The following is a 19369-nucleotide window of genomic DNA, read 5'->3' as shown; positions in this document are numbered from 1 at the left end:
TTCAATTTAATGCTTTTGTGTATGAAGATAACTCTATTTTCTGATTTCCTCCCCATTATACGTGATGAGTATGATAAAATGGTGCTTACATTTGAAAGTTTTAAGGAGTGTTACATATTGAATATCCAACCGTCAAAAAAAATGTCTTTATTTGCCCCAGCAATATTTGGGGATTTAAAAAAACATGCAAAAAGCCAACAGCAAAATGGGATGGAATTGATTGATTTAAGCTTAGGCAGTCCAGATATCCCTCCAGCTGAAAATTTACGCAAAAAAATGTCGGAGCTTACGGCACTTTCTTCTTCATATGGCTATACATTAACGGGTATTCAAACATTTAATGAAGCAGTATGTAACTACTATAAACGAGTAAACGGTGTTGAATTAAATGCAGAAACTGAAGTAGTACAAACAATCGGTTCTCAAGAAGGCTTGGTACATCTGCCTGTTGCTTTTTGTGATCCAGGAGACGTCGTATTAACAACAAATCCAGCTTATGTTGCCTATGATGCCGGGATACATTTAGCGGGTGCAACACCCTACTATATGCCTTTAACAAAAGAGAACGATTATTTACCCGATTTAAAAGCTGTTCCTGAAGAAGTTCTACAAAAGGCAAAATTACTAATATTGAATTTACCAGGTAATCCAGTACCTGCAATGCCATCTCTGGAATATTTTAAAGAAGTTGTTGAATTCGCGAAGCAATACAATATCATTGTATTACATGATGCAGCCTATTCAGAGTTTTACTTCAAAGGCAATGCACCGATTAGCTTCCTTGCAACACCAGGAGCAAAAGAAGTTGGATTGGAAATCAATTCCTTATCAAAAAGCTTTAGCCTAGCTGGTACCCGAATTGCCTACATTGTAGGTAATGCACAATTAGTTGAAATAATGAAGCAGTTAAAATCCAATTTAGATTTCGGTATTTTTGAACCGATTCAACAAGTTGCAGCATTAGCGTTAGACAACTCTGAGGAAATTACAGACGAATTAAGAAAGACTTTTTCGAAGCGTCATAAAACATTGATGGAAGGTTTGACATCATTAGGCTGGGAAGTTGCACCTAGTGATGGAGGAATGTTCGTTTGGGCAAAATACCCTTACGATATAAATTGCATTGACTTTGCCTTTAAAGCAATTGAACAAATTGGCGTTGTTATGGTACCTGGCACGGTCTTTGGTTCAGCAGGTGAAGGATACATGCGTTTAGCATTAGTACAACCAGTCGAATTACTTGAGAAAGCCGTGGAAAAGTTAAAAACAATTCGTGTCTAAAGAATTAAGCTGGGACAAAAATTATGTAGGGATTTACTTGATATAGAGGGAAAAATAGTTGTTCGGAGTGAAGGCGGCGACTCCCAGGGGAACAAGCAAAGTTTACTTTGCGACGAGTAATCGCAGGAGCACGAGGGAGAGCGAAAGGAACAAAAGCTAAAAACGCCACGTCCTGTGGCAACGCTTTTGTGACCAACATCGTGTTGGCCTCGTGCCCCCAGGAAAGCGTCCGCCGTAACGGAGAACAACGGCTACGAAGTAGATACAAAAATAAAGCCGTTCAAACTTTACTTATCGTAAAATTTGAACGGCTGTTTATTTTGAGGTGGGTTTTGTCCCGGCCTCTATATGCTTACTCAGTATCATAAGAAATATAACCAACTTCTTCGACTTCTGTTCCATCTAAAAATATTACAGTCGTCTGGAAAATAAGTCGTTCATCTACTCCACATACCCAACGCTCATCTGGCATAATTTCAAAAGGCATAATTTCCGCATCTTTTGATCGAATAGTGCCGACCACTTCAAAGGAATGTTTACCAATAACGGATATTTCTCCGTTTGCCTGTTCGCAAAGAACTTTTAATGAAATGTAGTCAATTTTATCATCTTCATCATCTGTAAGTGGCGTAATGTAAACAGAACCATTAAGCACATCACCTTCAACAAGGTCTGTTTTTTCAATAACTGTTTCTACTCTCACGCCGTTTTCTTCTACTGTTGTTAACCATTTACTTAACATGTGAATTCCCCCATAAAATAAGAAATCAACCGAATGATTTTAAAAGGAAGTGCCCTGAATATTTCAGGACACCCCCATGTTCTTTATTTTAAATCTTCATACAAATTCGTTTCGTCTGTTTGAAAGCGATTATAGCGCTCTTTAAATATTCGATACGTATGTGTAATAAGAACTTTAATTAGAGCATAGCCAGGAAGACCTAACACGACACCAGCTACACCAAATAGAGAACCGGATGTTAATAATACAAAAATAATCGTAATCGGATGAATACTTAATGATTTACCCATAATTTGAGGAGATATAAACTTCCCTTCGATTAATTGTACAATTGTCCATACGATAATTAACTTCAATAACAACCATGGTGAATTTACAATGGCAATAATCGCTGCTGGTGTTGCGGCAATTGCTGGACCTAAGTATGGGACTACACTTGTTATCATGGCTATGAAACCTAATAGTAATGCATAAGGCATGCCAATGATTAAAAACCCGATTGTCATCATGACGCCAATACAAAATGACACTAAAATTTGACCTTGAATATAAGAGCTGATTTGTTTGTCCATGTCATGCAGGACTTCCCCCATACGTAGGCGCATACGAGGTGGAAAAAGACGTAAAATAAAACGAGGCATCTTTTCACCTTCATATAATAGATAAAACGTAATAAAAGGAACGATGACGAGTGATAAAACGATTCCTGTTATTGTAGATACAAGTCCCGTAATTCCTGACGCTACGCCTGACGCAACACTTGTCAATGTATCTTTCACTGTTTCAATAAAGCTGCCGGTAAAATCAGTCAATAATTTATTGTAATCAAAATTGATTTTCTCAAAATACTCATTGAATTGAGAGTTATTTAAAAAGACTAATAAATCATTGGCAAGAGACATAAGCACTACAGGAAATTCCTGTACTAAGTTTGTAAACTGGTCTCGCAAAAACGGGAATACAAGAACAACAAGCAAAGTGATTAATGCAATTGCTACAATGTACAAAATCAAAATTGCCAACCCGCGTGGTACTTTCCATCTCACTAACAGCTTTAACGGAGGACGTAATAGGTAAAATAAAATTACCCCTAACACACCCGGTAAAATGATCACTTCGAATAGTACATGCAATGGTTCAAAAACAAACGCAATTTTATCGTAGATGAATACTGTACAACCGATTAATAAGATGACCACTAATAAGAACAATAAATTTTTTCCGCCTAGAAAACGAATAAAGATCGATGAGAAAAAATTAGATTTTTCTTGCGGTACTTGATTGTTACTTTTTTCTTCTACTTTTTTCTCCAAAAGACCACCCCAATATATCGACAAAATTTACTATATGTTCATTTTAGCATGAATTAGAAAATTACATCTAATGCTTACTCGCTTAAATTTAAAAAATCATGCAATATTTGTTTATTTTTTTCCTTATCGATTTCAATTACTTCACCCGCGTGACGGTACTTAGCAAATTTGTATGTTCCTTCAGCAGGAATCGTTAATTTTTCAATATTTACCTTGCCGCCTGCAACGGCTTTTAAAACGGTAGCTAATTGATCCTTACTTGTTAAATCAGTTGTAATATAGCCTTGCATTGCACCAACAAATTTGGGCATATTGGCTACATTTCTTGGTGATAATAATTCATCTTTTAGGGCTTCAATTACTTTTTGTTGTCGTGCAACTCGTCCAAAATCCCCTTCGGCATCTGCACGGAAACGAGCATACCCAAGTAATTCTTTTCCGTTCAAATTGTGGACACCTTTCTTCAGTTCCACATATATTAATCCGCCCATGTCCTTTTCAACGTCCATCTCGATTCCATTTGGCGCTAAAATATCAATTAATGTTTCGAAGCTTCTAAAATCAATCATCGCATAGTGATGAATAGGAATATCGAACATATTGTTTAGTGTTTTTTGTAGTAATGAAACACCATCTAAGTAATAGGCGGTATTAAGTTTATATGATTGATAGCCTGGAATTTCTGCATAAATATCTCTCATGAAGGAAACGAGCTTCATATCATTGGTATCACGGTTCCAGGATAGCAACATCATCGTATCGGTACGTGATTTTTCCTCCCCCCGTGTATCAACCCCTAAAACTAGGTAATTTTCAACAGTCGGGTGGTTATCATCCGGTTCAAAGCCCTCGACTGGAATTTTGTTGTCACTTGCTAAATCACGGCCATTTTGAAACTGAACATAACTATAACCAATTGAGCCAATAATGACTAAAAAGAGGATTAAAAAAATTACCCTGCCTTTTCGGATTTTTTTCTTTTTATAACGGGTTTGACGCGTCTGTTCTTCCATTGATACTACTTCCTTTCTAATTACGTGAAGTTTAGACGATTTATAATTATATTTAGTTTCAAATTATCATGATTATACCATTTAAAGCACACAGCTTTCTGTTTAATATCAATTGTAATCATTGATTGACATACATATACATGATAGAATACAACAATTAACTACTTATGAAATTTGTTCTATATTCAGCTCCGATGTATATAAATTCGGCAGCACAAGGAGTGTTACATAATGGAAAAGGCAACATTTGCAGGTGGATGTTTTTGGTGTATGGTCAAACCATTCGATCAATGGGATGGCATTGAAAAAGTGACAAGTGGCTATATGGGTGGTCATGTAGAAAATCCAACATATGAAGATGTAAAGCAGGGTAATTCCGGTCATGTTGAAGCAGTTCAAATCATATTTAACCCGGAAGTATTCAGCTATGAAAAACTGTTGGAAATCTATTGGATGCAAATAGACCCTACTGACGCGGGAGGCCAGTTCCATGATCGCGGCGAGTCATACAAATCCGTAATTTTTACACATAATAGCGTTCAGCACGAAGCAGCATTACAGTCAAAGCAAAAATTAGCTGAAAGTGGCCGATTTAAAAAGCCAATCGTGACTGAAATTAGACAAGCTTCTGCATTCTGGCCAGCAGAAGAGCATCACCAAGATTATTATAAAAAAGAAGAAGCTCTTTATAAAGAAGACCGTGCAAAATCAGGTCGAGATGAGTTTTTAAATAACTACTGGGATAAAGAATAACTTAACCTTAAAAAGGCTAGGACATAACAGCCGTTCAAACTTTACTATTTGTAAAGTTTGAACGGCTTTTTATTTTAATTCGTGTTCATTTTTCACATGAAGATTTCATTAAATGCTTCATAAATGAATTTTTTATAGATCGTTGAAGGGAAATCCTCCACCCCATTTTTGGCAAATATAATGTCGCGCTTAGCAGCCACTTCGTCATTTTCATAATAATAAGCTAAAGCACGCACCGCGAAGAAGCGATAATATTTAGCCAAATCTATTGGATGGTGAAGATAACTCGGAATAATTAAAGACTCCCCTATTCGAATGACATTTGTATAGTTTTTCAGTTTAAACTCCGCATACATTTCTTCCCCGATGAATATTGGATTTTTAAATAGGAATAAATAATTATGAAGCTTTACCTTGTAATGCTGAATTTCAGGAGCTATTTGCCTGTAGTTTTTTTCAACATTATTTAAGTAGTGTAATTTACTATATAAAAAGAGGATGGATATTGTAGGTTCTTCTGCGAATTCGGATAAAAGTCTCAATTTTTCTATGTATTCCCTACTTCTCTCATAATCTTCACCAGCAATCGATTGGATAAACAGCAAGTGATAAAAGCGGTCCATACGATAAAAAATTTGCAATTTCTTAGCCATTTCCAATGCCTTTTGTAAATAATGTTCGGACATTCGGACATCATCGACTGCCGAGTATGAAATAGTTAAATTATAGTATAAGTCGATTCTAACCATCGGATCAATCATTAGCTCATATGGCGCTACTTTTTCTTCACCTTGTTTTAAAATACTTAGAGCTTCACTATAATTACGTTGTTCGATTGATGATAGACATAGATAGAAATAACAACGTAACATGCGGCTGTATGCATGGATCTCTTCGTATTGATCAATGAATTTCCAATACTCATCCAATGATTTTGCCTTATTGATTGTACGATTCATTAAGAAATAGACTTCTCTTAATCTAATTTGTTCATAGTTCGTTCCTTGGATTTCAGTTAAAAATGGTTCGATTTTTTCAATCATTTTAATTGTTAATGATTGAAGTTCATCTGGATCACGAATTAGCTTTCTGCGCTCTACATCTTCCTCAATATCCGTATATAAGTTTCGAAGAGCTGTCATTGTCCCATCATCAAGTAGGTAGCTTACGTCCACATTAAGCTGCTTTGCGATAAAGCAAAGACTCTCCATTGATGGCTGTGCTTTTCCGTTTTCAATTAAACTGAGCATTCCTTTTGTTAAGCGCTCACCAACGACTTCAGTTTGTGTTAATTTTTTTTCTTTTCTTAGCTTTTTTATACGCTCTCCTAATATATTCACTTTTTCACCCACACTTCTTACCTAAATATTCGACTGAATATTCTAATTAAACTATGAATACAGATTTTTTACAATATCTTAACTAAAAGTTTAATGATTTAAACTGCAAAATCATAAAAAAAGAATGCTAAGCGAGATCATAGCATCCTTTTAATTAAAGTGAAATAACATTTCCATTACAAATTAAGGGAAATATTGTACTTTTGTTACAATTAATATAATAAATAATTTTTAAAATTATATAGTATTGTTTAATGAAGTATACTAAACAAATTATTAAGATTGTGAAATTATTGCATCAATGAAAGTTTTGCCATATTTCTCTAGTTTACTTTCCCCTACACCACTTACCTCTAAAAACTGGCTACTGTTTTTAGGACGGCGAATACACATTTCCTTTAAAGTTTTATCCGAAAATACAACAAATGGTGGTACTTTTTCACGGTCAGCAATCTCTTTCCGAACTTTCCTTAAAGTTTCGAATAATGGATCATTCGACTCTACCGTAGTTTGAACAATACGAGCTTCTTTTCTGAATACTTGCTTATTGCCCAACAACACTTCTTTTCCTAAGTCCGATATCGAAATCGTTGGAAACTGGCCGTTGTGTACGGTAATGAGTTTTTCCGAAATCAAAAATTCAATAAAGCTCGAAATTTCCTTAGCATTCATCGCGCGTAATATACCGTAAGTAGGCAGTTTATGAAAATTGAATTCCAATACTTTTTTGCTTCGTGAACCGGCTAATACAGAGGCAGTCAGTTGCTTCCCAAATTTCTGTCCCATTCGGACTATGCACGATAAAACTTTTTGAGCATCTGTCGTCACATTTTGTTGAGGGCGATCATCTGTACAGTTGGCACAACGTCCGCAATCTTGTTCAGCCTGGTCACCAAAATAATCTATTATATAACTTTGTAAACAGCGCTCTGTATGGCAGTAATCTATCATCGCATGTAGCTTTTCAAGTTCAAAAGGAATGCGCGAACGATCTTGAGCCTGATCAATTAAGAATCGCTGTGTTTGTTCATCTGAGGAGCTGTAAAGCAAAATACACTCACTATTAAGTCCATCTCGCCCCGCACGTCCTGCCTCTTGATAATAGCTTTCCATATTTCTCGGCATATTATAGTGAAGGACGTAACGCACGTTCGTTTTATTAATTCCCATGCCAAATGCATTGGTTGCGACCATTATTTGAACTTCATCATTTAAAAAGCGGTTTTGCTCATAAGTCCGGTCTTCTTCAAACATTCCCCCATGATACTTAGCTACCGCAAATCCGGCTTTATGTAGCATTTCATATACCGATTCTACAGCTTTCCGAGTAGCAGCATAAATAATGCCGGCTTCCGACTCATTTGCCTTTACATACTTTTTAATATAAGCCTCTTTATTTTCACCAAGAAGTACTGAAAAAGCTAAATTTTCCCGCGCAAAACCTGTAACGAAAGTATTAGTCTTATCAATCGATAATAGCTTTTGTATATCGGCGCTTACTTCCTCAGTTGCCGTGGCTGTTAAAGCAATTACGGTTGGTTTGTCAGCCCATAAGTGTAGCAACTGCTGGATGGAGCGATAACTTGGACGGAAATCATGCCCCCATTGGGAAATACAATGTGCTTCATCAATTGCTAAAAGTGGTACCTGTATTTGGGCAAGCTCCGCACAGAAGCGTTCATTTTCTAGACGTTCCGGTGCAATATAAAGAAGCTTAACTTCCCCGTTGCGCACTGCATACATCACATCCTGCACTTCATCATAGCTAAGCGAACTATTAATATATGCAGCTTTTATTCCGCTGGAAACGAGCATATCAACTTGATCTTTCATTAGTGAAATCAAAGGTGAAATAACGACTGTTGTGCCTTGTAAACAAAGGGCAGGAATTTGATAACAGACTGATTTCCCCCCACCAGTAGGCATTATAACTAGCGTATCTTGCTTCTTTAGTACATTTTCAATAATTTGTGACTGACCTGTTCGAAAAGAACTATAACCAAAATAAGTATTTAAATGTTTAATAGCTTCCTGTAACATAGCGCCTCCTGGATTAAATTAGTTATTTACAATATATAGTGTCTTATTATTTAAAATATAAAATATCTAGTTTACATAATATAATTATAAAATTAATCTTTTTTTATCTTTCCTTACTCTATTTTATATGAAATAGGGAGCTTTTTGTTGAAAATTTCTTTATCGCCTGTTATTTCTTATAGACTTTTCTTAAATTAATTTTTTCCTATATAGCGTCGGATAATATGTAGTAATATAAAAATAGGGACTACATAGATAATCCCTATTCTTTGAAAGATGCGATAATATAATTTTTATTTTTTGTGTTTTCGCAGCTATTTAAAATTAAATCGTTTTCAATGACTGTTACTTTTGCACAGTTGAAGTTAGCAGTTCCATTTGATACGGCTACTTTTTTATCCTCATGCTTTAAAGACCATGTAAGCTTATCTACAGTTATTTTTATAGCAGGAAGATTATTGTTTACAAACATTTGTAGTCCTGGTAATGAATCGTATGTCGCTTTCTCATCAAATTGGATATGAGGAATTTTTTCTTCATTTAAAAATTCGTCAGATAAGAAATTCGCACCAATTAATTTATACCGCTGCCCCTCTTTAATTAATGTTAGTCTAATGTCATTTTTTTGATCATCAGCACCATTTACATAATAGTAAAAGCCATCCTTACGGGCTTCCTTTATTTCAAATCCATTAATTGATTTTGTTAAATATTGTATTTCCTTTAATATATCATCAGATCGTATGAGATCAGTTATCAAGGCTTCATCCCGTTCGTCGATATATTTGTTGAGTTTTTCGATCAAGTTTACGGCTGAAGCTCTCAGGTCATCGACATTATATGTGAAAATATTTTTATTATAGTAATCTGTGAAATTTTCGATTGGCTGTTGATTGGAAACGTCCAGCAGCTGTTTATTTTTTTGCAGGCGCTCCTGCCAGTCCATTTTCTCGGTGATAGCCTTTTTCAATAATGCATCAATATGTTGTTTTTCTGCAATGATATCTTTTTCGTTCAACTTAGTTTCATAAGTTGAAATATCCTCTATCAAATAATCATAGCTGTTTCTAATATGAATAATTGCAATATTATGTTCTACGTCAATGGCATAAGTCTCACCTAAATTTAAAAGGTCATGATGAACAAGTGAATAAGGATGACTGGCCACCTGCTCTGCATTTACCAATAACCATTTATCCCGTTTTTGTTGCTTAATTACATATCCCACTGTATTTGAAGTAGGAGTATATATCGGGACTTTGCTTTCTTGCACCTTTATTTCCTCAAGTGGTTCATTTGGTAACGCTTCTCCCACCCACTTACTCTCCTCGGCTGGATCTGCACAGCCTGCTAAAAACAACACCATTAGTAAAAATAACTTTCGCATACGATCTCCTAACAAATAATTATATTATGTAAACTAGCTATCCATTATAAAAAAAGAAGCGGCTGATTTATTCAGACACTTCTTCCATTATACTGATTTCTTTTGTTTTTGCATTATAAATACTGATAATGACATAAGTATAAACAAAATAACGATAATCCACTTCGTAAAATAATGTGTAGCTGTCCAATCATATACAAAGCCGATTGTAAGCGGTGCAAAAGCACTCATCATAAATCCACCTGATAATACCATTGAACTCCACTCATTTGCTTCTCGATTATTTACAGCTTCATCCAACGGTAGCATGAGGCCAATCGGGAACAATCCGCTTAGCACCAATCCGAAGATAACCGCGCTTATCCATATAGCCCATGTTGAATCGATAAAAAATATCGCTGACCCGACAACACCGATGAAAATTAAACTCTGTAACCAAATCAATCGATTCGGATAACGATTTACTAAGGATGGAATCAATATATTGCCGACTAATTGGACAATTGTCATCAGCGTCAAAACAGATCCTGCTGTTAGTAATGTCATCCCCTGCTCTAACGCCACAGAAGTTAGCCAAGTTGTTAAACTAAAAAATAAAGAAGTTTGGAAACCGAAATAAATAAGAATCGTCCAAGCTAATTTATTCTTCCATGGATTTCTTGCTTGATCAGTCTGATGAGTTCCAACCTTCCGCACCGGTCCATCTTTTACAATTGCAAACCAGCTAATCATCGCGAAAATTGCCAAAAAACCCCAAATGCTGAGTGATAAAGCCCAATTGCCGTCGAAGCTCTTGTAGAAAATACCCGTGAAGCCCGCACTGATTGCTGCACCGAATCCCATTGCAAAAGAATAAATCCCAATAACCGGTTCCATTCTTGTAGGGAATTTTTGTTTTATATATGCATTAATAATTGGACTAATGATAGCAATAGCAAAACCAGCTAAAAAGCTTGTAATAAGAAGCGCACTATAGCTTGAAAATACAATACGCGTAACGGTTGCAAGTCCTATTAAGCCTGTCAATACTGTTATTGACAGCCGATACCCATACTTTTTTTGCATAGGTACTGCTAAAGGTGCGAATAATCCCATACAAAATACAGGAATTGACGTTAATAAGCTCATCTGAGTGCTTGATACATGTAACGATTCCCTAATAGTTGATAAAATTGGTCCAACTGACGTAACAGCAGGCCGTAAATTTATTGAAACAAGAAAAATAGCGAAAATTATAAGACCGGCACTCCACTTTGATCTTTGATTCATGTAACTTCCCCGTTTCTCTATACATTCGTAGCAAGTAAACCATAAAATAAAAATTCTGCCAACTTAATTTTTTTTCAATCGATGGAATTGTAGATTTTCATAAGCGCTGTTATTTAATTTAGCACTAAGACATGCTATAATAGAAACATTGTGTGCAAAAGAGAATTCTCTTTTTTTAGCAATCCAAAATACAACGAAACAATTCAAGGAGGTACCTGCATGATTCAAGTATCAGGTGTAGGTCTACGTTATGGTGACCGTAAATTATTTGACGATGTAAATATTAAATTCAATCCAGGTAACTGTTATGGCCTAATCGGTGCAAACGGTGCTGGTAAATCAACATTTTTAAAAATTTTATCTGGTGATATTGAGGCACAAGAAGGCCACGTATCAATGGGTAAAGATGCACGTCTTTCAGTATTAAAGCAAAACCACTTCGAGTACGATGAATTTAATGTATTAGATACGGTTGTTATGGGTAATAAACGTCTTTGGGAAGTAAAAGCTGAAAAAGACGCAATCTATATGAAACCTGAAATGACAGACGAAGATGGTATGCGTGCAGCTGAACTTGAAGGCGAATTCGCTGACATGAACGGATGGGAAGCAGAATCTGATGCTGCCACTCTTTTAAACGGTCTAGGTATCGGCGACGACCTGCACTATATGATGATGGCTGACTTAGAAGGTTCTGACAAAGTAAAAGTTTTACTTGCACAGGCACTATTCGGTAAACCGGATGTTTTACTTCTGGATGAGCCTACGAACCACTTGGACTTAAAAGCGATTAAATGGCTTGAAGAGTTTTTAATTAACTTCGAAAACACTGTAATCGTTGTATCCCATGACCGTCACTTCCTAAATAAAGTATGTACACATATTGCTGACTTAGACTTTGGTAAAATTCAGCTTTATGTTGGGAACTACGATTTCTGGTATGAGTCAAGTCAATTAGCGCAAAAAATGATGGCAGACCAAAACAAGAAAAAAGAAGAGAAAATTAAAGAATTAAAAGAATTCGTTGCACGTTTCTCTGCAAACGCATCGAAATCTTCTCAAGCAACGTCTCGTAAAAAAATGCTTGATAAAATTGAGCTGGATGACATCCGTCCTTCAAGCCGTAAGTACCCGTTCATCAACTTCCAAGCTGGTCGTGAAATCGGGAATGACGTATTAACAGTTGATGGCTTAACAGCTTCACAAGATGGCGAAACATTATTTAAAGACATCCGCTTCTCAATGAACAAAGAAGATAAAATTATCCTTTTAGGTTCACCAAATGCAAAATCTGCATTTATGGATATTTTAATGGATCGTAAACAAGCAGATGCTGGTACGTATAAATGGGGTGTCACAACATCTCAAAGCTACTTCGAAATGGACCATGACCAATACTTCGGCGGCAATGAAAAGTCATTAGTTGAATGGTTACGCCCTTATTCTCCGGAAGATGAAACTGAATCGTTCTTACGTGGTTTCTTAGGCCGTATGTTATTCTCTGGTGAAGAAGTGAAGAAATCTCCTGCTGTACTTTCAGGTGGAGAGAAAGTTCGCTGTATGCTTTCAAAAATGATGCTTTCAAATTCGAACGTATTATTATTGGATGAACCAACGAACCACTTAGACTTAGAATCAATTCAAGCACTGAATGAAGGTTTAATCCGCTTTAAAGGCGCGATGATCTTTACATCACATGACCACCAGTTCATTCAAACAATTGCTAATCGCGTAATTGAAATTCGTGAAGACGGTTCAATTTTAGATAAGCCATTAACATATGATGAGTATCTAGAGTGGAAAGATGCACAAGGCTTAAGCTAAGAAAATCAAAAAGAAGAAGTGCAGAGCTCTGCACTTCTTTTTTTTTAACTGTAAAGACCTTATAGTCAAATTGATATCATTATATATAAAAATGTGTTGAAAAATAAAAAAAGCTGCGCATCATGATACGCAGCTTAGGATTTTCAAGATTATAGTTTTGTAACGTTCTCTGCTTGTGGTCCGCGGTTGCCATCTACAACGTCGAATTCCACTTGTTGACCTTCGTCTAATGTTTTGAAACCGTCACCTTGAATAGCAGAGAAATGCACGAATACATCATTTTCCCCTTCTACTTCGATAAAGCCAAAACCTTTTTCTGAATTAAACCATTTTACTGTACCTTGTTTCATATTGAATACCTCCGAAAATAAAAGTTAACAATTTCAATGCGCCTATAAATAAAAAAACACACATTACAAGAGCACCGATCAACTAACTCGATTACTGTTTGTAATATGTGAATCCATTGTATTCGGTCAAACATTTCAATTGTTAAATACAGTATATATTCGGCGTTATTTCCTGTCAATTAGAATTGTTTAAATTATAAAAATTTTGATTTAAGTAGAAATTACTTCAGGAGTTAGTATTATAATACCGTGATAAATTTGGGTATCTTCGTCACATGCTTCACAAAACTCACATTCTTCTTCAGACCAAAATGCATAAAAACGGTCATTTTTGTATGCTTCAAACTCATATTTTTCGCGGAATTGTGCAAGTAACTGATTAAATGCTATTAGGAATTGTTGTTCTGTCTCAAATTTTTCAACAGATACAATATGTTCTTCCCACCCGTCAAATTGCCACCAAGGCTCATAATCTGCTTTCATATAAATAATTTGATACATAAACATTATCCTTTCTTTATAAGTCCATTCTATACAGAGAACATGAATATGTCTAATAATGCATATTTTCATATGATAGAGCGTGGGTAAAAGAATCGTTAAATTTATTAATGGGAGTTGGCTACTTTCCTTACAAACTGCACAGAATATTTCTGAGTGGCTTCCCCATTTCCAAATCGTTTTACTTTGTTTTTTAAACTAAAAATTGATACGATTAGATAAGAGACTTTCATTTTTTTTATGAAAGATTTATTGTCTGAAACTTTTTTTCATTTCAAACGTATCAATAGTATCGAGTAAAGGAGGTACGAAAATGCTTGGTCCTATAAATTTTCTTACAAGACACTTAATAAACTTTTTAGTCTTCTCAACTGCTCTAACACTTACTTTTGTAAATTTATCGGGTATAGCGACGATGCTTGCACTACCTCTTGGAGTAGGTGCCTATTTCATTAGCAACAAAGTGACATTGGCTATACAGAAAACTACTCAAAGTAAAAGGCTGGGACTGTCCAAATCCGAATACAATTTAATCGAAGCACAAATTAAACAGGCCCGTGCACATATTCAGGCATTAAACCAGCAATATATCCGTGTACGTTCTGTACGCTCATTTAAACAAATAAATGAAATGTCTAAATTATCAAAACGCATCATCAATATTGTACAGACTAACCCCCAAAAGTTTTATGCAGTAGAAGATTTCTTCTATGCACACTTACCTTCAGCTGTTGAGCTGTCGGATAAATATACATTATTAACGAAAGAACAAGTTCCTGGTACGGATGTACATTTAGCTCTGGAAGATACACGCAAAACCTTGAAGGAGCTTCAAATAACGATGGAATCCGATTTGAAGAGTGCTCTATCATCGGATATCGAAAACTTGAAAATCGAACTTGACTTTGCAAAAATGTCGAATGAAAAACGAAGAGATCGATTAAAAATCGGCGGTGAGTAACAAATGAATATGACGAATAATCCATTTGATGCCTTTACAACGAGTGAGAATACTGACTTACAAGTAAGTAAAGAACAATTTGCGGTGAATGTTGCTAACAATGCAGCCTCACCGCTTTTCGCATCATTATCAAATCAAATGAAACAAAAGGTTTTACAATTAGCGCAAAATCTTGAACCGAAACAATATGAAGATGTTCTTTCATTCGGCCTGCCCGCTCAGGAAGCCTTAAAGAAATTCACTTCCCAAATGCTTCAATATATCCAGCGTAAAGATGTCCGAAAAGTCGGTGAAGTACTCTCGGATTTAATGCAACACTTAGAAATGATTGATCCAGATGCCTTAATTGAACAGGAGAAAGGTTTTTTTGCTAAGTTATTTAGCCGTTCCAAGCAATCTATTCAGGAAATAATGACTCATTATAATAAATTAAGTAAAAGAATAGACCGATTAAGTATTCAATTAGAATATAATCAAAGTGCTCTACTGAATGATTACCAGTTTTTAAATAAATTATATGCAATGAATGAGGAATACTTTCAGGAAATCAATGTTTATATTGCGACTCTTGAAGTAAAAAAACAGCATATGAGGGATGTTGTGTTGCCTGCCCTTCAACAGGAGGTAGTAGAAGGTCAAAACCCTTTTAAACAGCATGACCTGAAAGATTTAGAAATGCAAATTGAATGGATTGACCGTCGTATGTATGATTTAGAGCTTTCGCGGGAAGTTGCCATCCAATATGCACCCCAAATCCGTATGATTCAACAAACAAATCAAATGTTAATCGAAAAAATCCAAAGTTCCATCATGACGACAATTCCTCTATGGCAATCGCAAATTGCGATGTTATTGAATATGAACAATCAACGTCGTGCTATGCAATCACAGGAGCGTCTCATGACTGCATCAGAACAATTAATGCGGAAAAACGGAAAGATGCTGGAGGCTTCCAGTAAGGCAGCAAAACGTCAAGCACTATCCCATAACGATGTCGACCGTTTTAAACAAACTCAGCTTCAACTATTGCATGATATCGAAGACACGTTACGTATGCACGTGAAAACAGACGAAAAGCGCCATGAGATCGAACACATCATTTTAGAACAAAAATAAAAAACGGGTACGTAAAAGTCATAACAACCTTTTACGTACCCATAATTTTTATGCAAAATACTCTTTGTAGAATCCGCCAACTTCACCTGTGTTATCGATAACAAAAATGAATTCTTCTGTCTCATTCTTCACTTCATATTCCTTACCAACTGTTAAAACATTTGATACTAAATACTTTGATGCATCCGTATGTACACACTTTACTGTACGAATCGTAGGTGCATCTTTCCATTTTAAATGTAGCATGCTGTTCCCTCACTTTTAACAAATATCTATACCCTTCTATTTTATATGATTTTTCCGTTCTAGGAAAGCCTCGATCGTATAAAAAACGACAAGTGCCAATAATTGATAGAAGCAATAGTACATGGTAAACTCACAAACAGAGGTGGAATTTATGGCATTTGGTAGTGTTCCTATGTGGTTTTTTGCAATAGCAATTGCATTTGCTGTTGTCTTTATACTTATAAGTGAATGGAACTCAAGAAAATAAAGATTGGCAAAAGAAAAACAAGGGCGTGTTCCGAAAATGAATTTTTCGGGAACCTCCTTGTTTTTTATTGCGATAAAGTTACTTTTGTAGCTACTTTTTCTCCTAATGCTATTTTTAGCGCAATGTACGTTTTAAAAATTCCTTCGTCCGTTCGTGACTTGGATTTACAAGTATTGCTTCAGGAGGACCTTCTTCTACAATTACTCCTTTATCCATAAAAACGATGCGGTCGGATACTTCCTTTGCAAATTCCATCTCATGTGTGACAATCAGCATTGTATTTCCCTGATCTGCGAGATGACGCATTACTTTCAATACTTCCCCCACCATTTCCGGATCGAGTGCAGACGTCGGTTCATCGAACAACATCACATCCGGGTCCATCGCTAATGCACGCGCTATTGCCACACGTTGCTTTTGACCACCTGATAAATGTTTTGGCTTCGCATTTTTATAAGCACTCATGCCAACCAGTTCTAAATATTTGAACGCATTTTGCTGTGCTTCTTCTTTTGTACGCTTCAGTACTTTTATTTGACCGACCATACAGTTATTAAGTACATCCAAATTATTGAACAAATTAAACTGCTGGAAAACCATACCTAAATGTGTGCGGTACTTTTCTATATGATGACCATCATTTAGTATATTTTCGCCGTTGTATATGATTTCCCCAGCTGTAGGTGTTTCTAGAAGGTTAATGCATCGTAACAATGTAGATTTCCCCGATCCAGAAGAACCGATTAATGTAACAACCTCTCCTTTATTTACCTGGAAATTAACATCTTTTAATACTTCATGATCACCGAATTTTTTATTTAAATGGTTAATGTCAATTACAACTGTCATAGTTTATTTACCATCCTTTTCTAGCTTATTGCCTGTAATGAGCTCCACTTTATAGGAAGCGGGTCCATCCATCTTCTTCTCAAACAGTAATAAGAACCGCGTTACGGTAAATGTCATAATGAAGTACAATACCGTTGCAATAAAGAATGCTTCGATATATTTATAGTTACTACCGGCAATCGAGTTCGCTGTAAAGAATAGTTCTACTACGGAAATAACACTTAAAACCGAAGAGTCTTTAATATTCATAACGAATTGGTTACCTGTAGCAGGTAAGATATTTCGTGCTACTTGTGGTATGACGATATGAATCATTGTTTGAAGATGATTCATCCCGATTGCCTGAGCTGCCTCAAATTGCCCTTTATCAATCGATACAATACCCCCACGCACATATTCCGCCATATAGGCTCCTGTGTTTAAGCTTATAACGAGAGAAGCTGCTAAAAAGCGGTCAATATCAATTCCTAAATAAACAAGACCGTAAAACACAACCATGGCTTGAACCATCATTGGCGTTCCCCTAAATATTTCCACATATGCGGTTAATATGAAATTGAATACTTTTAAAAGCATTGATTTTACATTCTTTTTACGTTTAGGAATCGTATGCATAATTCCGATAAAAAATCCGATTAGTGTTCCACAAATAGTTCCGATAATTGCCAATAGAAGTGCAGTCCAAGCTCCACGTACGAATAAATCCCAGTTGTTCGTAAACAAGTTCCATGATGATTCCAAAAATGCCATAGCCTTGTCCTCCAATTCTTTCTTATTAATATTCTATATGTATTGGGTGATGATAATAGAAAAAGGTTGTCTCCCGTTTGCCGGCAAGACAACCTTAATTAAAACATCATTGCTGCACGGTTTACTGTGCTGCTGGTTGATTTGCAATAGCGTCTTCCATTAATTGTTGACGCTCTTCTTCCGAAATTTCAGCTAATACTTTGTTAATTTGTTCACGTAAATCAGATCCCTTTTTCAACCCTACTGCTACAGCTGTAGACGCTTCATCTGCTTCGAAGTTTGGTTCTGGAACGATATACTTAATGTTGTTTAATGCCATTTCAGCAGAAATACCCTCAGGTCGCTCAGAAACGTAGCCATCGATTGCACCTGATTGTAATTGCACGCGCATTGCACCAAAGTCAGTTGCTGCTACCTGCTTATTTACACCTTCGATTTGGTCAATTACATCATAGTGTGTTGTCGCTTGCTGACCTGTAATTTTTGCACCCGAGAAATCAGATAATGATGTTGCATTAGCATATGGACCATCTTCTTTAACTACGATTACATAATCACTTGTATAATAGTTTTCTGTAAAATCGATTGCTTCCTTACGATCCGGCATTGGCGACATTCCTGCAATTACTAAATCAATTGCGCCTGATTGCAATGAAGGAATTAACCCATCCCAGTCTGTTTTCACAACTTTTAATTCCATATCTAAGCCTTCAGCAATTTTTTTCGCGATTTCCACATCATAGCCTGCTGCGTATTCTTTAGAACCATCAATCGGTACTCCACCGTTTGAATCACCTTTTTGTGACCAGTTAAATGGTGCATAACCGGCTTCCATACCAACCTTTAATACTTTCTTGTCTGAACCAGTTGATTTTTCATCATCTGTACCACATGCTGCAAGTACAAAAATCGTCATCATTGCAGTAATTACCATTAATAGTTTCTTTTTCAAGTCAATTCTCTCCTTATTAAATATATTTCCGGCTTTTAGAAATGAAAAAAAACAACCTAAAAGGATATCCTTAGGTCGTTTACATTCACGATTAGCCCAAATCCTCTACAGTTCCCAATATGAGATAGCACACCTCAATCATCCGGGAAGAAGATTGAGACAGTCCTGCAATTATTTATTACAGACCCAGCGCTGTTAAATCGAGCTAAAACAACACTTCGGCGATATTTCCTTCTTTTATACTTCACTGTCAGCTCAATGACTCCATACAAAACTATTAAATACCGCACCTCTACCTCACTAAGCTGTGAGGTTTTGTTATTAAATTAATAGTCTAAGTTTAACATTATTCCAACTTTTCCGTCAACACTCATTTTTCTGAAATTTAAATAAAAAAAAGCTAATTCGCAATATAAATTACGAATTAGCTTTCAA

Annotated in this window: 19 protein-coding genes and 1 riboswitch; of the genes, 6 read left to right on the top strand and 13 right to left on the bottom strand. The window is 35.9% G+C overall.

All coding sequences use genetic code 11. The features are described 5' to 3' along the window. Positions 1 to 117 precede the first annotated feature (117 nt). Positions 118 to 1281, top strand: a complete 1164-nt coding sequence (locus H9632_RS06880; protein WP_404829010.1) for an aminotransferase class I/II-fold pyridoxal phosphate-dependent enzyme — start codon at positions 118 to 120, stop codon at positions 1279 to 1281. Positions 1282 to 1633: 352 nt separating this feature from the next. Here the strand turns inward: H9632_RS06880 and H9632_RS06875 are convergent, their stop codons facing one another. The 3 genes from H9632_RS06875 to H9632_RS06865 all read right to left on the bottom strand — a co-directional run bounded on the left by H9632_RS06875 (position 1634) and on the right by H9632_RS06865 (position 4349). After that, positions 1634 to 2023: a cysteine synthase gene (locus H9632_RS06875; RefSeq protein WP_191703377.1), complete on the bottom strand. Its 390-nt coding sequence runs from the start codon at positions 2021 to 2023 to the stop codon at positions 1634 to 1636. An 83-nt stretch (positions 2024 to 2106) separates the two neighbouring features. After that, entirely contained in the window at positions 2107 to 3336 is a 1230-nt protein-coding gene (locus H9632_RS06870; protein ID WP_191703376.1) for an AI-2E family transporter, read from the bottom strand. Positions 3337 to 3410: 74 nt separating this feature from the next. Continuing rightward, complete coding sequence (locus tag H9632_RS06865) at positions 3411 to 4349, bottom strand: LCP family protein (RefSeq protein WP_191703375.1); 939 nt, start codon at positions 4347 to 4349, stop codon at positions 3411 to 3413. Between the two features lie 231 nt (positions 4350 to 4580). On the opposite strand from H9632_RS06865, the gene msrA reads away from it, so the two are divergent. After that, positions 4581 to 5102, top strand: coding sequence for a peptide-methionine (S)-S-oxide reductase MsrA (msrA, locus tag H9632_RS06860; RefSeq protein ID WP_191703374.1), 522 nt, complete (start codon positions 4581 to 4583; stop codon positions 5100 to 5102). Positions 5103 to 5194: 92 nt separating this feature from the next. Here msrA and H9632_RS06855 read toward each other — a convergent pair whose 3' ends face one another. The 4 genes from H9632_RS06855 to H9632_RS06840 form a co-directional block, all read right to left on the bottom strand. After that, positions 5195 to 6442 (bottom strand): helix-turn-helix domain-containing protein, encoded by a 1248-nt coding sequence (locus tag H9632_RS06855; RefSeq protein WP_191703373.1) that lies wholly within the window; start codon positions 6440 to 6442, stop codon positions 5195 to 5197. A gap of 276 nt (positions 6443 to 6718) precedes the next feature. Continuing rightward, positions 6719 to 8482, bottom strand: coding sequence for a DNA helicase RecQ (recQ, locus tag H9632_RS06850; protein ID WP_191703372.1), 1764 nt, complete (start codon positions 8480 to 8482; stop codon positions 6719 to 6721). Between the two features lie 262 nt (positions 8483 to 8744). After that, positions 8745 to 9869 (bottom strand): hypothetical protein, encoded by a 1125-nt coding sequence (locus H9632_RS06845; RefSeq protein WP_191703371.1) that lies wholly within the window; start codon positions 9867 to 9869, stop codon positions 8745 to 8747. Positions 9870 to 9956: 87 nt separating this feature from the next. After that, entirely contained in the window at positions 9957 to 11138 is a 1182-nt protein-coding gene (locus tag H9632_RS06840; protein WP_191703370.1) for an MFS transporter, read from the bottom strand. A 219-nt stretch (positions 11139 to 11357) separates the two neighbouring features. Here H9632_RS06840 and H9632_RS06835 point away from each other — a divergent pair, with 219 nt between their 5' ends. Beyond that, positions 11358 to 12962 carry an ABC-F family ATP-binding cassette domain-containing protein gene (locus H9632_RS06835; protein ID WP_191703369.1) on the top strand — a complete coding sequence of 535 codons (1605 nt, stop codon included), beginning with the start codon at positions 11358 to 11360 and terminating at the stop codon, positions 12960 to 12962. A gap of 149 nt (positions 12963 to 13111) precedes the next feature. Here H9632_RS06835 and H9632_RS06830 read toward each other — a convergent pair whose 3' ends face one another. Further along, the gene (locus tag H9632_RS06830; RefSeq protein WP_191703368.1) at positions 13112 to 13312 is read right to left on the bottom strand and encodes a cold-shock protein; all 201 of its coding nucleotides are present in this window, start codon (positions 13310 to 13312) and stop codon (positions 13112 to 13114) included. 210 nt (positions 13313 to 13522) lie between these two features. Further along, a complete protein-coding gene (locus tag H9632_RS06825) occupies positions 13523 to 13813 on the bottom strand; it encodes a DUF1033 family protein (RefSeq protein ID WP_191703367.1) in 291 nt (96 codons plus the stop codon). A gap of 313 nt (positions 13814 to 14126) precedes the next feature. Here H9632_RS06825 and H9632_RS06820 point away from each other — a divergent pair, with 313 nt between their 5' ends. Both H9632_RS06820 and H9632_RS06815 read left to right on the top strand, forming a co-directional pair. Beyond that, positions 14127 to 14774, top strand: coding sequence for a 5-bromo-4-chloroindolyl phosphate hydrolysis family protein (locus tag H9632_RS06820; protein WP_191703366.1), 648 nt, complete (start codon positions 14127 to 14129; stop codon positions 14772 to 14774). A 3-nt stretch (positions 14775 to 14777) separates the two neighbouring features. After that, a complete protein-coding gene (locus H9632_RS06815) occupies positions 14778 to 15890 on the top strand; it encodes a toxic anion resistance protein (RefSeq protein WP_191703365.1) in 1113 nt (370 codons plus the stop codon). 48 nt (positions 15891 to 15938) lie between these two features. On the opposite strand, the gene H9632_RS06810 is transcribed toward H9632_RS06815, so the two are convergent. Next, positions 15939 to 16136: a DUF6501 family protein gene (locus H9632_RS06810; RefSeq protein ID WP_191698974.1), complete on the bottom strand. Its 198-nt coding sequence runs from the start codon at positions 16134 to 16136 to the stop codon at positions 15939 to 15941. A gap of 121 nt (positions 16137 to 16257) precedes the next feature. Here H9632_RS06810 and H9632_RS18955 point away from each other — a divergent pair, with 121 nt between their 5' ends. Next, the gene (locus tag H9632_RS18955; protein ID WP_263618315.1) at positions 16258 to 16383 is read left to right on the top strand and encodes a hypothetical protein; all 126 of its coding nucleotides are present in this window, start codon (positions 16258 to 16260) and stop codon (positions 16381 to 16383) included. Positions 16384 to 16497: 114 nt separating this feature from the next. Here H9632_RS18955 and H9632_RS06805 read toward each other — a convergent pair whose 3' ends face one another. The 3 genes from H9632_RS06805 to H9632_RS06795 form a co-directional block, all read right to left on the bottom strand. After that, on the bottom strand, positions 16498 to 17232 hold the full coding sequence (locus H9632_RS06805) for an amino acid ABC transporter ATP-binding protein (protein WP_191703364.1): 735 nt from the start codon (positions 17230 to 17232) through the stop codon (positions 16498 to 16500). A gap of 3 nt (positions 17233 to 17235) precedes the next feature. After that, on the bottom strand, positions 17236 to 17982 hold the full coding sequence (locus H9632_RS06800; protein WP_191703363.1) for an amino acid ABC transporter permease: 747 nt from the start codon (positions 17980 to 17982) through the stop codon (positions 17236 to 17238). A 121-nt stretch (positions 17983 to 18103) separates the two neighbouring features. Beyond that, positions 18104 to 18934, bottom strand: a complete 831-nt coding sequence (locus H9632_RS06795; RefSeq protein ID WP_191703362.1) for a transporter substrate-binding domain-containing protein — start codon at positions 18932 to 18934, stop codon at positions 18104 to 18106. Positions 18935 to 19051: 117 nt separating this feature from the next. Beyond that, positions 19052 to 19237, bottom strand: a riboswitch (Lysine riboswitch). Positions 19238 to 19369 lie beyond the last annotated feature (132 nt).

Source organism: Solibacillus merdavium, assembly GCF_014836935.1.
Taxonomy (GTDB): Bacteria; Bacillota; Bacilli; order Bacillales_A; family Planococcaceae; genus Solibacillus; species Solibacillus ferritrahens.
The sequence above is the reverse complement of the archived record's forward strand: the minus strand, read 5'-3'. Positions and strand labels throughout refer to the sequence as shown.